Below are 15600 nucleotides of genomic sequence, written 5' to 3' on the forward strand. Positions count from 1 at the left end.
AGCCTCCCCCTGTGGAGCGCGGGGAAGCGTTACCCCTGTAGAGCGTGACTCCCTCGGAGCGGCGTCGCCTCAGTGCGACAGCGTCGCCGGGCTGCCGCCGTTCGCCTCGTAGCCCGCCACCGCCATGGCGCGGTATATCGCGTAGTCCCCGGCGGGGTCCCGGGTCAGGGTCCAGGGCAGGGCGCCGACGTGGCCGTCCACGTGGACCAGCTGGTCCATCGCCTCGGACCAGCGCTCACCGCGGACCAGGAAGAAGACCAGCAGGTGGCGGACGTGGGCGAGCATCGGGTCGTCGGGGCGGGCGGCGTGGACGGCGTAGAGCGCGCCGTGGACGGCCTTCGTCACGACCTCGCTCTGGTAGAAGGCGCGGACCAGGTTCACCTCGGGGAGGTGCTCGAAGACCGCGAAGAGGGGCATCGCCGCGAGGAGCGAGCCCTGCGGGGCGCGGGCCGCAGCGGCCTCCGCGAAGGAGTACGCGACCTCACGCGAGCCGTGCCACTTCTCGCACCAGTAGTGCAGGGCCGCCAGATGCGCGCCCATGTGGGAGGGGGCGCGGTCCAGGATCTTCAGCCAGACCTTCTCGAACTCCGGCTGGGAGTAGGCCAGTCCGCGCGCCACCGACAGCTCGATGATGTACGGGATCGGGTCACCGGGGGACAGCAGCGCCGCCTCGCCGCTCGCGGCCCGCGCCTCCTCCATGATGATCCGGAAGTCGTCCGTGCCCGGCGTCGACGTACGCCACGCCTGCTGCACCAGGAACTCGGCGTGCACCGCCGCGCCGCCCGCGTCCTTGGGGGCCTCGGCGCGCCAGACCCGCAGCCACTGCCCGCCCGGCGTCTCGCTGACCCCGCCGGGCCGCTGCTGGAGCTCCAGGGACGCGGCGCCCGCGAAGGCCTGCACCCGCTGCCAGCGCGTCTCGCCCTCGATCTGCGTGCCGGCCAGCAGCTGCGAGGCCGCGCGATGGTCCTGGCCGCGCTGCACGACGTCCAGGACGTCCAGCAGGTCCGCGTCCGGACCCGGCATGCGGATGTCCAGCTGCTCCTGCCGCAGGAACCCGTAGTTCGCCGGGTCCGCGGCGTCCGGGTCCCCCGGCGACACCAGCTGCACACCGGCACGCCTGCGCCGCAGCACCGGCAGCAGAACCAGGCTGAACATGGCCAGCGCCATCAGGACCCAGAGAATCTCCATGCCACAAGCGAACCAGACGGGTCCGACAATTGGCGAACCCGGTTCCACAGCGCACCGGCCTGCCGGTTCCCGGACCGGGCGCACGGACCCCTGCGGACGCCTCCCGCCGGGCCCGCGGCCCGCCCGCAGCCCGCCCGCGGCCACCCCGCCCCGCCCCCGTCACCGCGTCAGCCGTCACCACCCCCGCGGGAGCACTACGCTCGGGACCCATGAGCGACAGGCACATCAGTCAGCATTTCGAGACCCTCGCGATCCACGCGGGCAACACCGCCGATCCCCTGACCGGCGCGGTCGTCCCGCCGATCTACCAGGTCTCGACCTACAAGCAGGACGGCGTCGGCGGGCTGCGCGGCGGATACGAGTACAGCCGCAGCGCCAACCCCACCAGGACCGCCCTGGAAGAGAACCTCGCCGCCCTGGAGGGCGGTCGCCGCGGCCTCGCGTTCGCGTCCGGACTGGCGGCCGAGGACTGCCTGTTGCGTACGCTGCTGAGCCCGGGCGATCACGTGGTCATCCCGAACGACGCGTACGGTGGCACGTTCCGCCTCTTCGCGAAGGTCGTCTCCCGCTGGGGCGTGGAGTGGTCCGTCGCCGACACCAGCGACCTGGAGTCGGTGCGCGCGGCCATCACCCCGAAGACGAAGGTCATCTGGGTCGAGACGCCCTCCAACCCGCTCCTCGGCATCACGGACATCGCCGCGGTCGCGCAGGTCGCGCGGGACGCGGGCGCCCGGCTCGTCGTCGACAACACCTTCGCCACGCCGTACCTCCAGCAGCCGCTCGCGCTCGGCGCGGACGTCGTCGTGCACTCCCTGACCAAGTACATGGGCGGTCACTCGGACGTCGTCGGCGGCGCCCTGATCACCGGGGACCAGGAACTCGGCGAGGAGCTGGCGTATCACCAGAACGCGATGGGCGCGGTCGCCGGGCCCTTCGACTCCTGGCTGGTGCTGCGCGGCACCAAGACGCTGTCGGTGCGCATGGACCGGCACAGCGAGAACGCGGGCCGCGTCGCGGACATGCTCAGCCGGCACGCGCGCGTGACGCGCGTCCTCTACCCGGGCCTCCCGGAGCACCCCGGCCACGAGATCGCCGCGAAGCAGATGCGGGCGTTCGGCGGCATGGTGTCCTTCCAGGTCGCGGGCGGCGAGGAGGCGGCCGTCGAGGTCTGCAACCGCGCCAAGGTGTTCACGCTCGGTGAGTCGCTGGGCGGCGTGGAGTCGCTGATCGAGCACCCGGGACGTATGACGCACGCGTCGGTGGCCGGTTCCGCCCTGGAGGTCCCCGGTGACCTCGTCCGCATCTCCGTGGGCATCGAGAACATCGACGACCTGCTCCAGGACCTGCAGCAGGCCCTCGGATAACGGTCGGCGTCATCACCAGTTCGACAGGGGTGGAGTCGTCTCCGACGGCGGCTCCACCCACGGGTGAACCGTCACGGCCCAGATCACGAAGACCACGGCCGCCGCGCACAGCAGCACCCACATGGCCCGCCGCGCCGCCCTCCGGCGGCGCAGCATGCGCCCGCCACGGCGGACGACCTCGCCGTACAGGTCGGGCGGGACCGAGGGCGGGGTCAGCTCCAGCATGCGGCGCACGGCCGCCTCACGCTCCGGCAGGTTCATGACGGAGCCACCTCCATCCGGGCGGGCGCCGGGCCGCGCGGCGGATGGAGCAGCGTCGCCATCGCCCGCGCGCAGATCACCCGCACGCGCTCCACGGGGAGGCCGAGCAGGGCCGCCGTCTGTTCCTCGGCGACGCCCTCGTACAGCCTGAGGACGAGGATCAGCCGTTCGTGGGGCGTGAGCCGGGCCAGGACGCTGTCCGGGGCCGGGGAGGGGCGCAGCCGCCCGAGGCCGCCGTACTGGTGCCAGGCGGCCCGCTGGAAGCGCACGGCGAGCTGCTGGCGGGTGCTGTCGTAGGGGTCCTCGCCGTGCAGCCGGTCCCAGGTGGCGTACGTGTGGGCGAGGGACAGGGTGAGCAGGCGCCGCGCGCGCGGGTTGGCGTCCCCGGTCTCCGCCGTGAGGAGGGTGGCGGTGTGCAGCAGCCGTCCTGCCGCGCCCGCGACGAACGCCTCGAACTCCCGTGCCCGGCGAACGCCTTGGGACGCATGCCGTTCTCGCACCATGCCTCCCCCTGAGGGCGACTGTGGAAGCGGGTCCGCGACCGCGTGCGGCCCGCCGCACCGCGTGCGACGAGGACCCGGTCTCATATGAGGGCAGCCGCGGCCTTCCGGTCAAGGGTCCCGCGTACACGCGCAGGTGAACCGCGGCCCGCGCGCGCGGGCCGCGCGCGTACGTACGCGCGCGTGCAGATGCACGGAGGCCGGGGACGCCCGGCACGGCGCACGGCGCCCGCGAGGCTCAGGAGGACGGTTCGGAGTCCGCCGCCGGTACGCCCTGGGAGGCCTGGCGGGCGGAGAGCGCGGTGTTGAAGCGGGTGAGGAGGGAGCAGAACGCCTCGCGCTCCTCGGGCTCCCAGCCGGTGGTCAGTTCGGCCATCAACTGGCGCCGGGAGGTGCGCACTTCGTCGAGCCGGGACTGGCCGCGCGGCGACAGCTGGAGCACCACGGCGCGCCCGTCCTCGGGGTGCGAGGTGCGCTTGACGAGTCCGGTGTCGACGAGCGGGGCGACCTGCCGGGTGACCGTCGAGGAGTCGATCCCCATGCTCGCGGCGAGCGCCTTGACGCCCATCGGGCCTTCCTTGTCGAGGCGGTTGAGCAGCAGGTACGCGGCGCGGTCCATGGAGTTGCGCACCTGCCCCACCCCGCCGAGCCGGGTCTGTTCCGCACGGCGCGCGAAGACCGCCACCTCGTGCTGGAGGGTTTCGAGGAGACCGGTGTCACCGACGGTCGTCATGTCCATCGACATCTCTGGTGTTGTGGGCATGGCCGGGGGCTCAATTCATGCGTGGGGAGCTGGGTTGGGGGACAGGGTACGCGGCTGGGGAGCGGGCCGTACCGGGGCTGCGCAAACCCGGTCTCGGAGGGTGGTCACGACGGGAGCGCGCCCGCGTGAACTGCGAGACTGGGGGTCATGAGCTACGGCACGGCTGACTCCTTTCCCAGTGTGACTCTCGATGACGTGCGCGGCGCGCAGAAGATGCTCACCGGGGTGGCGCGGACGACCGCGATGGAGGGCAGCCGGTACCTGACGCGGCTGGTGGGGGCGCCGGTGCACCTCAAATGCGAGAACCTCCAGCGGACGGGTTCCTTCAAGCTGCGCGGTGCCTACGTGCGCATCGCGGGCCTGCTCCCGGAGGAGCGCGCCGCGGGTGTCGTCGCGGCGAGCGCGGGAAACCACGCGCAGGGTGTCGCGCTCGCGTCCTCGTTGCTCGGGGTGCGGTCCACGGTCTTCATGCCGACCGGCGCCCCGCTGCCGAAGGTGGCGGCCACCCGGCACTACGGCGCCGAGGTGAGGCTGCACGGTCAGGTGGTCGACGAGACGCTGGCCGCCGCGCAGGAGTACGCGGCGCGTACGGGGGCCGTTTTCATCCATCCCTTCGACCACCCCGACATCATCGCGGGGCAGGGCACCGTCGGCCTGGAGATCCTGGAGCAGTGCCCCGAGGTGCGCACGATCGTCGTGGGCATCGGCGGCGGCGGGCTCGCGGCGGGTGTCGCGGTCGCGGTGAAGGCGCTGCGCCCGGACGTACGGGTCATCGGGGTGCAGGCCGAGGGTGCGGCGGCGTACCCGCCCTCGCTGGCTGCCGGGCGGCCGGTGTCGATCGAGCGTCCGGCGACGATGGCCGACGGCATCAAGGTGGGGCGCCCCGGCGAGGTGCCCTTCCGGCTCGTCGAGGACCTGGTCGACGAGGTCCGCACCGTCTCCGAGAACAACCTGTCCAGCGCGCTCCTGCTGTGCCTGGAGCGCGCCAAGCTGGTCGTCGAGCCGGCCGGCGCGAGCCCCGTCGCGGCGCTGCTGGCCGATCCGGAGGCCTTCGAGGGCCCGGTGGTGGCGCTGCTGTCGGGCGGGAACGTGGATCCGCTGCTGATGCAGCGGATCCTGCGGCACGGCATGGCGGCGGGCGGCCGCTACCTCGCCGTCACGCTGCGGCTGACGGACCGGCCCGGCGCTCTGGCCACGCTTCTCGGGGTGTTGTCAGTGGCGGATGCCAATGTTCTCGATGTGAGTCACGTACGGACCGATCCGCGGCTCGGGCTCACGGAGGTGGAGGTCGAGCTCCAGCTGGAGACGAAGGGGCCCGAGCACTGCGCCGAGGTCAATCTGGCGCTGCGCGAGGCGGGTTACACGGTCATCGACTGAGGTCGACGCCGCTGTCACCGTCCGGTCGCCCTTCGTGGAGAAATCCATTGAGAGACGCGATACATCGCGTTATGGTGTGTGTGGCGGATCGGCTCGACGCCGGGTGGGGTCGAACCGAGAAAACTATGCTCATTGGGTAAAAATCCGAGAAATCCCCAAAGACGTGGAGAACTCTTATGCCAGGCGCCATCTATGCCGAAGGCCTGGTGAAGACCTTCGGTGACGTAAGGGCTCTGGACGGCGTCGACCTCGATGTCCCGGAAGGCACCGTCCTCGGCCTCCTCGGGCCGAACGGCGCGGGCAAGACGACCGCCGTCCGCTGTCTCACCACCCTGCTGCGCCCGGACAGCGGCAAGGCCGTGGTCGCGGGCATCGACGTGCTCAAGAACCCCGACGCGGTCCGCCGCAGCATCGGCCTCTCCGGACAGTTCGCCGCGGTCGACGAGTATCTGACCGGCCGGGAGAACCTCCAGATGGTCGGCCAGCTCTACCAGATGAGGGCGAAGGCCGCGAAGGTCCGGGCGACCGAGCTGCTGGAGCAGTTCCACCTCGCGGACGCGGCCGACCGCACCGCCAAGACCTACTCCGGCGGTATGCGCCGCCGGCTCGACCTGGCTGCCGCCCTCGTGGTGTCGCCGCCGGTCATGTTCATGGACGAGCCGACGACAGGCCTGGACCCCCGCAACCGCCAGCAGCTGTGGGAGGTCATCAAGCAACTGGTCTCCGGGGGCACGACCCTGCTGCTGACCACGCAGTACCTGGAAGAGGCCGACCACCTGGCACACGACATCTGCGTGGTCGACCACGGCCGTGTCATCGCCCGCGGCACCGCCGACGAGCTCAAGGCACAGACCGGCGGCGAGCGCGTCGAGGTCGTGGTGCACGAGCGCGACCGCATCGAGACCGCATCCGAGGTGCTCCGCGGCTTCGGCAAGGGCGAGACCACGGTCGAGCAGCACACCCGCAAGCTCACGGTGCCGGTCAGCGGCGGCGCCAAGCTCCTCGCGGAGGTCATCCGCGAACTGGACGCGCGCGGCATCGAGATCGACGACATCGGCCTGCGCCGCCCCACCCTCGACGACGTCTTCCTCTCCCTCACCGGCCACGCCGCCGAGCAGGAGTCCGCGGAGGGCGACCCGGAAGCCGGCGCCGACCGGCGCAGCAAGGAGACCGCGAAATGACCGCCGCCACCGACACCGTGCAGGTCATGCCACGGGGGAACGCCATCGGCCAGTCCGTCAGGGACTCCCTCGTCATGGCCAGGCGGAACCTGATCAGGATGTCCCGGATCCCGGAGGTGGTGATCTTCGGGCTGATCCAGCCGATCATGTTCGTGGTGCTGTTCACCTACGTGTTCGGCGGCTCCATGAAGATCGGCGGCAGCACCAGTTCCTCCGCCTACACCAACTTCCTGATGGCCGGCATCTTCGCGCAGACCGTCACGTTCGCCACGGCGGGCGCCGGTGCGGGCATCGCCGACGACATGCACAAGGGCCTCGTCGACCGCTTCCGCTCGCTCCCCATGGCGCGCGGCGCTGTGCTGACCGGCCGCACCCTGGCCGACCTCGTGCAGACCGCGCTGACCCTGCTCGTCCTCGCGGGGGTCGCCCTGCTGGTCGGCTGGCGCGTCGGCTCGTTCGGCAGCACCAACGCGTTCCGGGTCGCCGGGGCCTTCGGGCTGCTGCTCCTGCTGGGGTACGCGTTCACCTGGATCGGGGCGCTGATCGGTCTGTCCGTGCGGACGCCCGAGGCGGCCACCTCCGGCGGGCTGATCTGGCTCTTCCCGGTCACCTTCATCTCGAACGCGTTCGTGGACACCAGCAACATGACCCCCTGGCTGCGGCACATCGCGGACTGGAACCCGTTCAGCGCCACCGTGCAGGCCTGCCGCGTCCTGTTCGCCAACCCCGGGCAGTCGACGTCCGACGCCTGGCCCATGCAGCACTCGGTGTGGGCCTCGGTCATCTACTCGGTCCTCATCGTGCTGATCTTCCGGACCCTCGCGGTCCGCAAGTACCGCTCGGCCACGGCGTGAGCCGTACCCGGTGACCCGCCGGATGTGAGCGGGTCCGGACACGGCGATGCCCCCGGCTTCCGGCCGGGGGCATCGCTGTCGTCGCTGGTCCTGGGGCTCAGCCCTGGTACGGCACGGCCTTGAGGATCTTCACCTTGGCGAGCTTGCCGTTCGGCAGCTCGTACTGGGCGTTCTCGCCGACCTTCTTGCCACTCACGCCGGAGCCCAGCGGGGACTGCGGGGAGAAGGTCTCGATGTCGGAGCTCGCGTACTCGCGGGAGGCGAGCAGGAAGTCCAGGGTGTCGTCCTCGTCGCCGTCGAAGGCGATGGTGACGACCATGCCCGGTGCGACCGCGCCGTCCGCCGCGGGAGCCTCGCCGACCTTGGCGTTCTCCAGGAGCTGGGTCAGCTGGCGCACACGGAGCTCCTGCTTGCCCTGCTCTTCCTTGGCCGCGTGGTACCCGCCGTTCTCGCGCAGGTCGCCCTCCTCGCGCGCGGCCGCGATCTTGCCGGCGATCTCCGTGCGCGCGGGACCAGACAGGTGATCCAGCTCGGCCTTCAGCTGGTTGTACGCCTCCTGGGTCAGCCAGGTGACGTTCTCGCTGGTCTGGGTCACTGGTGCTCCTCGTAGGTACTGGGATACAAAGCATCGCCCTACCCAGAAGAATGTGCTTTCACGGGTGGGCGAAACCACGAGCCTAACAATTCAGTGGCTCGGAGGGGAGGACATAAGACATCAGAATTACGTCAACGCAGGTCAGCGTCGGATACCGACAGTGATAGCGGGGCGCGCACGTGCCGCCCCCGCCCCGCGGGCGGGGACCGCTCAGCCGCTGTGGCAGCCGAGGAGCTCCGCCGTGGTGCCCCGGCCCGTCGTACGCAGTGTGACGACCTTGTCGACGCGGGACGCGGCCCGGTCGAAACGGAAGTCCGCGCGGCCCACCTCGACCCCGTCGGCGTCCTGCGACCGCACGGTGCAGTAGCCGCTCGTACCGGCGTCCTTGTGCACCTCCAGGTGCGCCTCGACCGCGGTGTCCGAGACGGCCTTGAAGGCGATCACCTGGGCGCTGATCCTGGTGCCGCCGATGTAGTCGTAGCCGAACCAGCCGATCAGAGCGATCAGGACGACACCGAGGACACCCCCGACGGCCTTGAGCCTGCGGTCCGCGCGCTCGTCCGCGGAGCGGCCGTACCGGCCCTCGGGCAGCCGCGTGCTCGCCGTGGTCATGATCGTCCTCTCGGCCGGGCCCCCGAACGGGGGCCCCGGAATTATTCGCCCCCCGATTCCGTCACTATAGAAGCCGCCCATCGCGCTGATTCACGCCGGGCGCCGACAGCCGACGTACCCAGGCGACAGCCGACCGACCGAGGATTGAGTCTTGACTGACCAGCTGCGACTGATGGCCGTGCACGCCCACCCCGACGACGAGTCGAGCAAGGGCGCGGCCACCATGGCGAAGTACGTGTCCGAGGGGGTGGACGTGCTGGTCGTGACCTGCACGGGCGGGGAGCGCGGCTCCATCCTCAACCCCAAGCTGCAGGGTGACGCGTACATCGAGGAGCACATCCACGAGGTACGCAAGAAGGAGATGGACGAGGCCCGCGAGATCCTCGGCGTCAAGCAGGAGTGGCTCGGCTTCGTCGACTCGGGCCTGCCCGAGGGCGACCCGCTGCCGCCGCTCCCCGAGGGCTGCTTCGCCCTGGAGGACGTCGACAAGGCGGCCGGCGAGCTCGTCCGGCAGATCCGCTCGTTCCGCCCGCAGGTGATCACCACCTACGACGAGAACGGCGGGTACCCGCACCCCGACCACATCATGACCCACAAGATCACGATGGTGGCGTTCGAGGGCGCGGCGGACACCGAGAAGTACCCCGAGACGGAGTTCGGCCCGGCCTTCCGGCCGCAGAAGCTCTACTACAACCAGGGCTTCAACCGCCCCCGCACCGAGGCCCTGCACCACGCGCTCCTCGACCGGGGCATGGAGTCGCCGTACGGGGACTGGCTGAAGCGCTGGAGCGAGTTCGAGCGCACCGAGCGCACGCTGACCACGCACGTTCCCTGCGCGGACTTCTTCGAGATCCGGGACAAGGCGCTCATCGCGCACGCCACCCAGATCGACCCGGACGGCGGCTGGTTCAAGGTCCCCATGGACCTCCAGCGGGAGGTCTGGCCGACCGAGGAGTACGAGCTGGCGAAGTCCCTCGTCGATACATCCCTCCCCGAGGACGATCTCTTTGCGGGCATCCGCGACAATGCCTGACATGAGCGCAAGCCTGGCACTGACGCACCTCGTCCCCCTCGCCAAGGAGGTCGACGAGAACAAGGTCACCCCCGGCGTCCTCGGCTTCATCGTCTTCGCGGTGATGGCCCTGGCCGTCTGGGGCCTGATGAAGTCCATGAACCGCCACATGGGCAAGGTCACCTTCCCCGAGGACGCCGACAGCACGGCGGACTCCGGCACCGCCGACCGGAACGCCTCCGCCCCGGCGGCCACCGGCACCGGCACCGCGGGCTCCGGCTCCGGCGGAGCCGCACCCGCCAAGGGCTGAACACGGCTTCCCCGGGTCCCGCACAGCGGGGCCCGGGCGGCCTGCCGACATGAGCGGCCTGCTGGCATGAGCGGTCCGCCCGGCGCGGCACCTCCTCAGCCCCGGCCCGCCCCCATCGCCACGCCCATCACGTCCCGGGCATGGCGGCCCGGAACCATGCCCAGACGCCACGCCTGCCAGCCGGCGTCCAGATCCACACCCCGCTCCAGCAGGAGCTGGTAGGCCTCGATGCAGTCGTCCAGCTTCCCGTCCCGCGTCGAATGCCCGGTCCGCGAAAGCTGCGCCAGCTCCTCCTGGGCCACCGCCGCCCCCACCTCGTAACCACCCGGCGCCGCATACGGGAGCAGGGTGCTGCGCAGGAAGCGCGCCCAGTCCTCGCCGCGGTGGTCGCCGTACGAAGCGAACAGGCCGACGGCCTCGTCGCACAGCGCCATGGCCTGCTGGGCACGGCCGTTTCCCGCGTCGACGACGGCGAGCTCCAGACACGTCCAGGCCTCGCCGTGCGCCACCCCGATGCGCTGGAAGTCCGCCCGGGCGTCCACCAGGAGCTGGCGGGCGAAGCCGGAGTTGCGCAGCGAACCCGTCTGCGCGGCCCGCTGGTCGCGGGTCACCCGGGCCGAATGGTGACGGGCGCACGCCAGCCCGTACACATCCCGCATCCGGGAGAACATCGTCCGCGAACGCTCCAGCTCGCGAACCGCCTGGTCGAGATTGCCGGTCTCCTCCAGAGCCTGGCCCAGGTAGTAGACCGTCCACGCCTCGCCGCGCGCGTCCTCGTTCTCCCGGTGCCGGGACGCCGCCTGGCGCAACCCGTCGACCGCGGACGACGGATCGCCCTCCACGAGCCGGGCCCGGGCCAGCTGGGTCAGCGCCCAGGCCTCACCACGGGCATCGCGCGTACGACCGTACAGATCGAGCGCCTCACGCAGCTCCCGGTCGGCGCGCGGCACATCGCCCATGCGCAGCCCGAGCTGCCCCAGCTGGAAGTGCGCCCACGCCTCGCCGTGCACCGAACCGCTCGCCCGGTGCAGCACCAGCGCCTCGGTGAGCAGGTCCAGCGCCTGGGCGAGCCGGGACCTGTCGCGCTCCACCGCCGCCAGCGCGTGCATCGTCCAGGCCCGGTCGGCCGCCAGCTCGGGGGACGCCTGCAGGTCCATGGCCTCCTGGAGCTTGGCCGCCGCCTCGGTCAGATTGCCCTGGTGGTGCAGCGTGATGCCGAGGGAGCACAACGCCCGCGCCGCACCCGCGTCGTGGTGCGCCTCGAAGTACAGGTCCACCACCGACGCCAGCGTGGTCCGCGCCTTGTCCAGCTCACCCAGCTGACGGGCCGCGATACCGGTGCGCCACTGCACCGACCTCACCAGCAGCCCCTGGTCGACGGCCTGCGTCAGCTCGCTGATCTCGCCGAGGCGGTACAGGTCGCCGCGCAGCAGGCAGTAGTCGCACAGGGCGCCCAGCAGATTCAGGACCGCGGCCTGGTTCACGCCCTCCGCGTGCCGCAGGGCCGCCGTGATGAAGCTCGACTCGTCGTCCAGCCAGCGCAGCGCGGCGTCCAGCGAGGTGAAGCCGTGCGGCCCGAACTGGTCGGCGCGCGTCGACGTCTTCCCGTCGACCAGGCGGATCACCGAGTCGGCCAGCTCCGCGTAGTTCACGATCAGGCGCTCCTGCGCCGCCGTGCGCTCCGCCGCCTCCTCCTCGTCGTGGAGGCGCGCGGCGGCGAAGGCCCGGACGAGGTCGTGCAGGCGGTAGCGGCTGCCCCGCACGTGGTCGATCAGACCCGCCTGCGACAGGGCGGTCAGATGCCGGGTCGCCTCGGGTTCGTCGGTCGCGAGGAGCGAGGCCGCCGCCGCGGCACCGAGCGAGGCCCGGCCGGCCAGCGCCAGCCGGCGCAGCAGCCGACGGCCCATGTCCGACTGGTCCGTGTACCGCAGCCACAGCACTCGCTCCACGGGCTCCACCGGCCCGTACGCCGCCAGATCGGTGGCGAGCCGGCGAGCGGTACGCGGACCGAGCGACGATCCCGCCACGCGTAGCGCCAGCGGCAGCCCACCGCACAACTCCCGTACCTCGTCTGTCGATTCGGCGTCGTACGGGCCGGACCTGTCCTGCGCCGACGCGGTGAGCAGTTCCTCCGCGCCCGCCGCGTCCAGGGCCTCGACGGGCAGCTGGTGCACCCAGGCGGGAAGGTCGGCGGGCAGGTCGAGCGGCTTGCGCGCGGTGACCAGGACGAGACTCTCCGAACGCTCCGGCACGAGGGTGCGCACCTGCTCGGCGTCGCTCGCGTCGTCCAGCACGATCGTCACCGGCAGACCCGTCAGATGCTGGTGGTACAGCTCGCTCAGCCGCCTGACCTGCTGGTCCTGCGAGGAACGCTCACGGAACAGAAGCTGTTCGCGCGGCGCGCCCAGCCGGTTCAGCAGGTGGAGCAGCGCGTCGCGGGTGGTGAGTGGCGGGTCGTCCGGGCTGTCGCCCCGCAGGTCCACCACGCACGCGCCGCGGAACTGGTCCTTGAGGGTGTGCGCCGCACGGATCGCGAGCGTGCTGCGCCCGGAGCCGGGCGCGCCGTGCAGCACGACGACCGTCGGCTTCGTCTCCGTGCTCGCCCGGGCCGCCTGCACCCACTGCGTGACCCGGGACAGCTCGGTCCGGCGCCCGGCGAACGGGCCCTCCGACTCGGGGAGTTGACCGAACGACTGCTCCAGGACGCTGCGTCTGCGGGCCGCGGCGCTCTTGTCGGTGCGCCGCAACTGGGGTGCGCCCTTCTTCGCTCCGGTCGACGCGTTGAGCACCCGCTGCTGGTCGAGGAACGGCCGGATACCCCGTACCTCCAGGGCGGTCAGCCACTGGAGCCGCAGCTGTGCGGGGCCGCCGGGCTGGCCCAGCGCCCCGGCCCGGCGGCTCGCGGCCGGCACGTGCGTGGCCGTCACCTTGAGGACGGTCGCGGCCGCGCCCGCCACCGCCACCGTCGCCCCGGTGCCGACGGCCGTGCCCGCGCCGGTACCGAGCGCCAGGTCGGCGACGACTGCCGCCACCGCGCCAACGGCGGCCACCAGCAGTGGAGTTCCGGATCCCTCGCGGGCGTAACGCTGCCCGAACGTCTGCTGTCCCGCCGCCGCCTCGTCCAGGGCCCGTGTGTACGTCTCGTACTCCTCCGCGGCCGTCTCCGCCATCGTGTCGAGCGCGGCCCGCGCCCGCGACAGCAGCACCCCGCCGTCGACACGCCCTCCCGAGCGGCGCACCTCCTCCTCGACGGCCCTGGCCAACAGGCGCTCGGCCTCCGCCCGGTGGCTCTCCCGCATGTCACGTCCCCCTCCGGCAGCAACTCCTTGGCCTATGAGTGTCCTTCGGGAGCGACCTGAGCGCGAGAGGGCCGACGATCACCGCTCGGCGGACGTGGCCCCGGCCGACCGGCGTCGGGCGGTTCGGGTGGCGCGGCCGGGTGGGGACCGCAGGCGGTCCCGCGACGGGCGGGGACGGGTCAGGCAGGATGGAAGCATGCCGAACCGACTGGCCCATGAGACGTCCCCCTACCTGCTCCAGCACGCCGACAACCCCGTCGACTGGTGGCCCTGGTCGGCCGAGGCCTTCGAGGAGGCACGCCGGACCAGCCGGCCCGTCCTGCTGAGCGTCGGGTACAGCAGTTGTCACTGGTGCCACGTCATGGCCCACGAGTCCTTCGAGGACGAGGCGACCGCCGCCTACCTGAACGAGCACTTCGTGAGCGTCAAGGTCGACCGGGAGGAGCGGCCCGACGTCGACGCCGTCTACATGGAGGCCGTGCAGGCGGCGACCGGGCAGGGCGGCTGGCCCATGACGGTCTTCCTCACCCCGGACGCCGAGCCGTTCTACTTCGGCACCTATTTCCCGCCCGAGCCCCGCCACGGCATGGCCTCCTTCCGGCAGGTCCTCGAGGGCGTGTCCGGCGCCTGGGCCGAGCGGCGCGACGAGGTCGCGGAGGTCGCCGGGAAGATCACCCGCGATCTCGCCGAGCGGGAGATGAACTTCGGCGACAGCAGTGTGCCCGGCGAGGAGGACCTGGCCGGCGCGCTGCTCGGCCTCACCCGGGAGTACGACGCCACGCGCGGCGGCTTCGGCGGGGCGCCCAAGTTCCCGCCGTCCATGGTGATCGAGTTCCTGCTGCGCCACAACGCGCGGACCGGCTCCGAGGGGGCGCTCCAGATGGCCGTCGACACGTGCGAACGGATGGCCCGCGGCGGCCTCTACGACCAGCTCGGCGGTGGTTTCGCCCGCTACTCCGTCGACCGTGACTGGGTGGTCCCACACTTCGAGAAGATGCTCTACGACAACGCGCTCCTCTGCCGCGTCTACGCCCACCTCTGGCGGGCCACCGGGTCGGAACTCGCCCGGCGGGTCGCCCTGGAGACCGCTGACTTCCTGGTGCGTGAACTGCGCACCGGAGAGGGCGGGTTCGCCTCGGCGCTGGACGCCGACAGTGACGACGGCAGTGGGCGGCACGTCGAGGGCGCGTACTACGTGTGGACGCCCGCGCAACTGCGCGAGGTGCTCGGGGACGCGGACGCCGAACTCGCCGCCCGGCACTTCGGAGTCACCGAGGAGGGCACCTTCGAGGAAGGCGCCTCGGTTCTCCAACTGCCTCAGCGGGAAGGCGTCGTCGACGCGGAGAAGGTGACCTCGCTGCGGGAGCGGCTGCTCGCCGCGCGGGCCGGGCGGCCGGCTCCGGGGCGGGACGACAAGGTGGTCGCGGCCTGGAACGGCCTCGCGGTGGCCGCCCTCGCCGAGACCGGCGCCTACTTCGACCGCCCCGACCTGGTGGAGGCCGCGATCGGCGCCGCCGACCTCCTCGTACGCCTCCACATGGACGACCACGCGCGGCTCGCCCGGACCAGCAAGGACGGTCGGGTCGGTTCGAACGCCGGGGTGCTGGAGGACTACGCGGACGTGGCCGAGGGCTTCCTCGCGCTGGCGTCCGTGACCGGGGAGGGAGTCTGGCTGGAGTTCGCCGGATTCCTGCTCGACCACGTCCTCGCACAGTTCACGGACGCGGAGTCGGGCGCCCTGTACGACACGGCGGCGGACGCCGAGCAGTTGATCCGCCGCCCGCAGGACCCCACCGACAACGCGACGCCCTCCGGGTGGAGCGCGGCGGCCGGCGCACTGCTGTCGTACGCCGCGCAGACCGGCGCCGAGCCCCATCGCGCGGCGGCCGAGCGGGCGTTGGGCGTGGTGAAGGCGCTGGGTCCGCGGGCGCCCCGCTTCATCGGCTGGGGTCTCGCGGTCGCCGAGGCGCTGCTCGACGGTCCCCGGGAGGTCGCGGTCGTCGGTGAGGCCGGCGATCCCGCCACGACGGCGCTGCGCCGTACGGCACTCCTGGGTACCGCGCCGGGTGCGGTGGTGGCGACCGGGGCACCGGAGAGCGACGAACTGCCGCTGCTCGCCGGGCGGCCCCTGGTGGACGGCAGGCCCGCCGCGTACGTCTGCCGTCACTTCGTGTGCGACGCCCCGACGACCGACCCCGAGGAACTGCGCGCGACCCTGATCAGCCCGAACGCCTGAGGGGCGGGCCTCGAACCCCGCACCGGCACGGTCTGCCGAGGAGCCGGG

14 protein-coding genes are annotated in these 15600 nt (G+C 72.0%); 7 read left to right on the forward strand and 7 right to left on the reverse strand.

Annotated elements, in window-relative coordinates; translation table 11 throughout:
- Positions 1-69: 69 nt before the first annotated feature.
- Entirely contained in the window at positions 70-1188 is a 1119-nt protein-coding gene (locus ACIRQH_RS28160) for a hypothetical protein (protein ID WP_358816594.1), read from the reverse strand.
- Positions 1189-1397: 209 nt separating this feature from the next.
- Between ACIRQH_RS28160 and ACIRQH_RS28165 the strand changes: the two genes are divergently transcribed.
- On the forward strand, positions 1398-2552 hold the full coding sequence (locus tag ACIRQH_RS28165) for a cystathionine gamma-synthase (protein ID WP_356166406.1): 1155 nt from the start codon (positions 1398-1400) through the stop codon (positions 2550-2552).
- A 12-nt stretch (positions 2553-2564) separates the two neighbouring features.
- Here ACIRQH_RS28165 and ACIRQH_RS28170 read toward each other — a convergent pair whose 3' ends face one another.
- From ACIRQH_RS28170 to ACIRQH_RS28180, 3 genes are all read right to left on the reverse strand, one after another.
- Positions 2565-2813, reverse strand: a complete 249-nt coding sequence (locus ACIRQH_RS28170) for a hypothetical protein (RefSeq protein WP_388869487.1) — start codon at positions 2811-2813, stop codon at positions 2565-2567.
- Entirely contained in the window at positions 2810-3313 is a 504-nt protein-coding gene (locus ACIRQH_RS28175) for a sigma factor-like helix-turn-helix DNA-binding protein (protein WP_388869678.1), read from the reverse strand. Before ACIRQH_RS28175 ends, ACIRQH_RS28170 begins: the two co-directional genes overlap by 4 nt.
- Before the next feature lie 238 nt (positions 3314-3551).
- On the reverse strand, positions 3552-4058 hold the full coding sequence (locus ACIRQH_RS28180) for a MarR family transcriptional regulator (protein WP_355865455.1): 507 nt from the start codon (positions 4056-4058) through the stop codon (positions 3552-3554).
- A gap of 165 nt (positions 4059-4223) precedes the next feature.
- Between ACIRQH_RS28180 and ilvA the strand changes: the two genes are divergently transcribed.
- From ilvA to ACIRQH_RS28195, 3 genes are all read left to right on the forward strand, one after another.
- Entirely contained in the window at positions 4224-5453 is a 1230-nt protein-coding gene (gene ilvA / locus ACIRQH_RS28185; RefSeq protein ID WP_358816596.1) for a threonine ammonia-lyase, read from the forward strand.
- A gap of 176 nt (positions 5454-5629) precedes the next feature.
- The gene (locus tag ACIRQH_RS28190) at positions 5630-6634 is read left to right on the forward strand and encodes an ATP-binding cassette domain-containing protein (RefSeq protein WP_358816597.1); all 1005 of its coding nucleotides are present in this window, start codon (positions 5630-5632) and stop codon (positions 6632-6634) included.
- Positions 6631-7488 (forward strand): ABC transporter permease, encoded by an 858-nt coding sequence (locus ACIRQH_RS28195; RefSeq protein ID WP_358816598.1) that lies wholly within the window; start codon positions 6631-6633, stop codon positions 7486-7488. Before ACIRQH_RS28190 ends, ACIRQH_RS28195 begins: the two co-directional genes overlap by 4 nt.
- A 97-nt stretch (positions 7489-7585) precedes the next feature.
- On the opposite strand, the gene greA is transcribed toward ACIRQH_RS28195, so the two are convergent.
- Together greA and ACIRQH_RS28205 are read right to left on the reverse strand one after the other, a co-directional pair.
- Complete coding sequence (greA, locus tag ACIRQH_RS28200) at positions 7586-8083, reverse strand: transcription elongation factor GreA (RefSeq protein WP_358816599.1); 498 nt, start codon at positions 8081-8083, stop codon at positions 7586-7588.
- Between the two features lie 210 nt (positions 8084-8293).
- Positions 8294-8695, reverse strand: coding sequence for a DUF4307 domain-containing protein (locus tag ACIRQH_RS28205; RefSeq protein ID WP_358816600.1), 402 nt, complete (start codon positions 8693-8695; stop codon positions 8294-8296).
- 151 nt (positions 8696-8846) lie between these two features.
- On the opposite strand from ACIRQH_RS28205, the gene mca reads away from it, so the two are divergent.
- Together mca and ACIRQH_RS28215 are read left to right on the forward strand one after the other, a co-directional pair.
- Positions 8847-9728, forward strand: a complete 882-nt coding sequence (gene mca / locus ACIRQH_RS28210) for a mycothiol conjugate amidase Mca (RefSeq protein ID WP_388929625.1) — start codon at positions 8847-8849, stop codon at positions 9726-9728.
- A 1-nt stretch (position 9729) separates the two neighbouring features.
- Positions 9730-10017, forward strand: a complete 288-nt coding sequence (locus ACIRQH_RS28215; protein WP_388869501.1) for a hypothetical protein — start codon at positions 9730-9732, stop codon at positions 10015-10017.
- A 95-nt stretch (positions 10018-10112) separates the two neighbouring features.
- Here ACIRQH_RS28215 and ACIRQH_RS28220 read toward each other — a convergent pair whose 3' ends face one another.
- The gene (locus tag ACIRQH_RS28220) at positions 10113-13316 is read right to left on the reverse strand and encodes a tetratricopeptide repeat protein (RefSeq protein WP_388869503.1); all 3204 of its coding nucleotides are present in this window, start codon (positions 13314-13316) and stop codon (positions 10113-10115) included.
- A gap of 196 nt (positions 13317-13512) precedes the next feature.
- Here ACIRQH_RS28220 and ACIRQH_RS28225 point away from each other — a divergent pair, with 196 nt between their 5' ends.
- The gene (locus ACIRQH_RS28225; RefSeq protein ID WP_388869506.1) at positions 13513-15552 is read left to right on the forward strand and encodes a thioredoxin domain-containing protein; all 2040 of its coding nucleotides are present in this window, start codon (positions 13513-13515) and stop codon (positions 15550-15552) included.
- Positions 15553-15600 lie beyond the last annotated feature (48 nt).

The sequence above is a fragment of the Streptomyces sp. NPDC102279 genome, assembly GCF_044766365.1.
Taxonomy (GTDB): Bacteria; Actinomycetota; Actinomycetes; order Streptomycetales; family Streptomycetaceae; genus Streptomyces.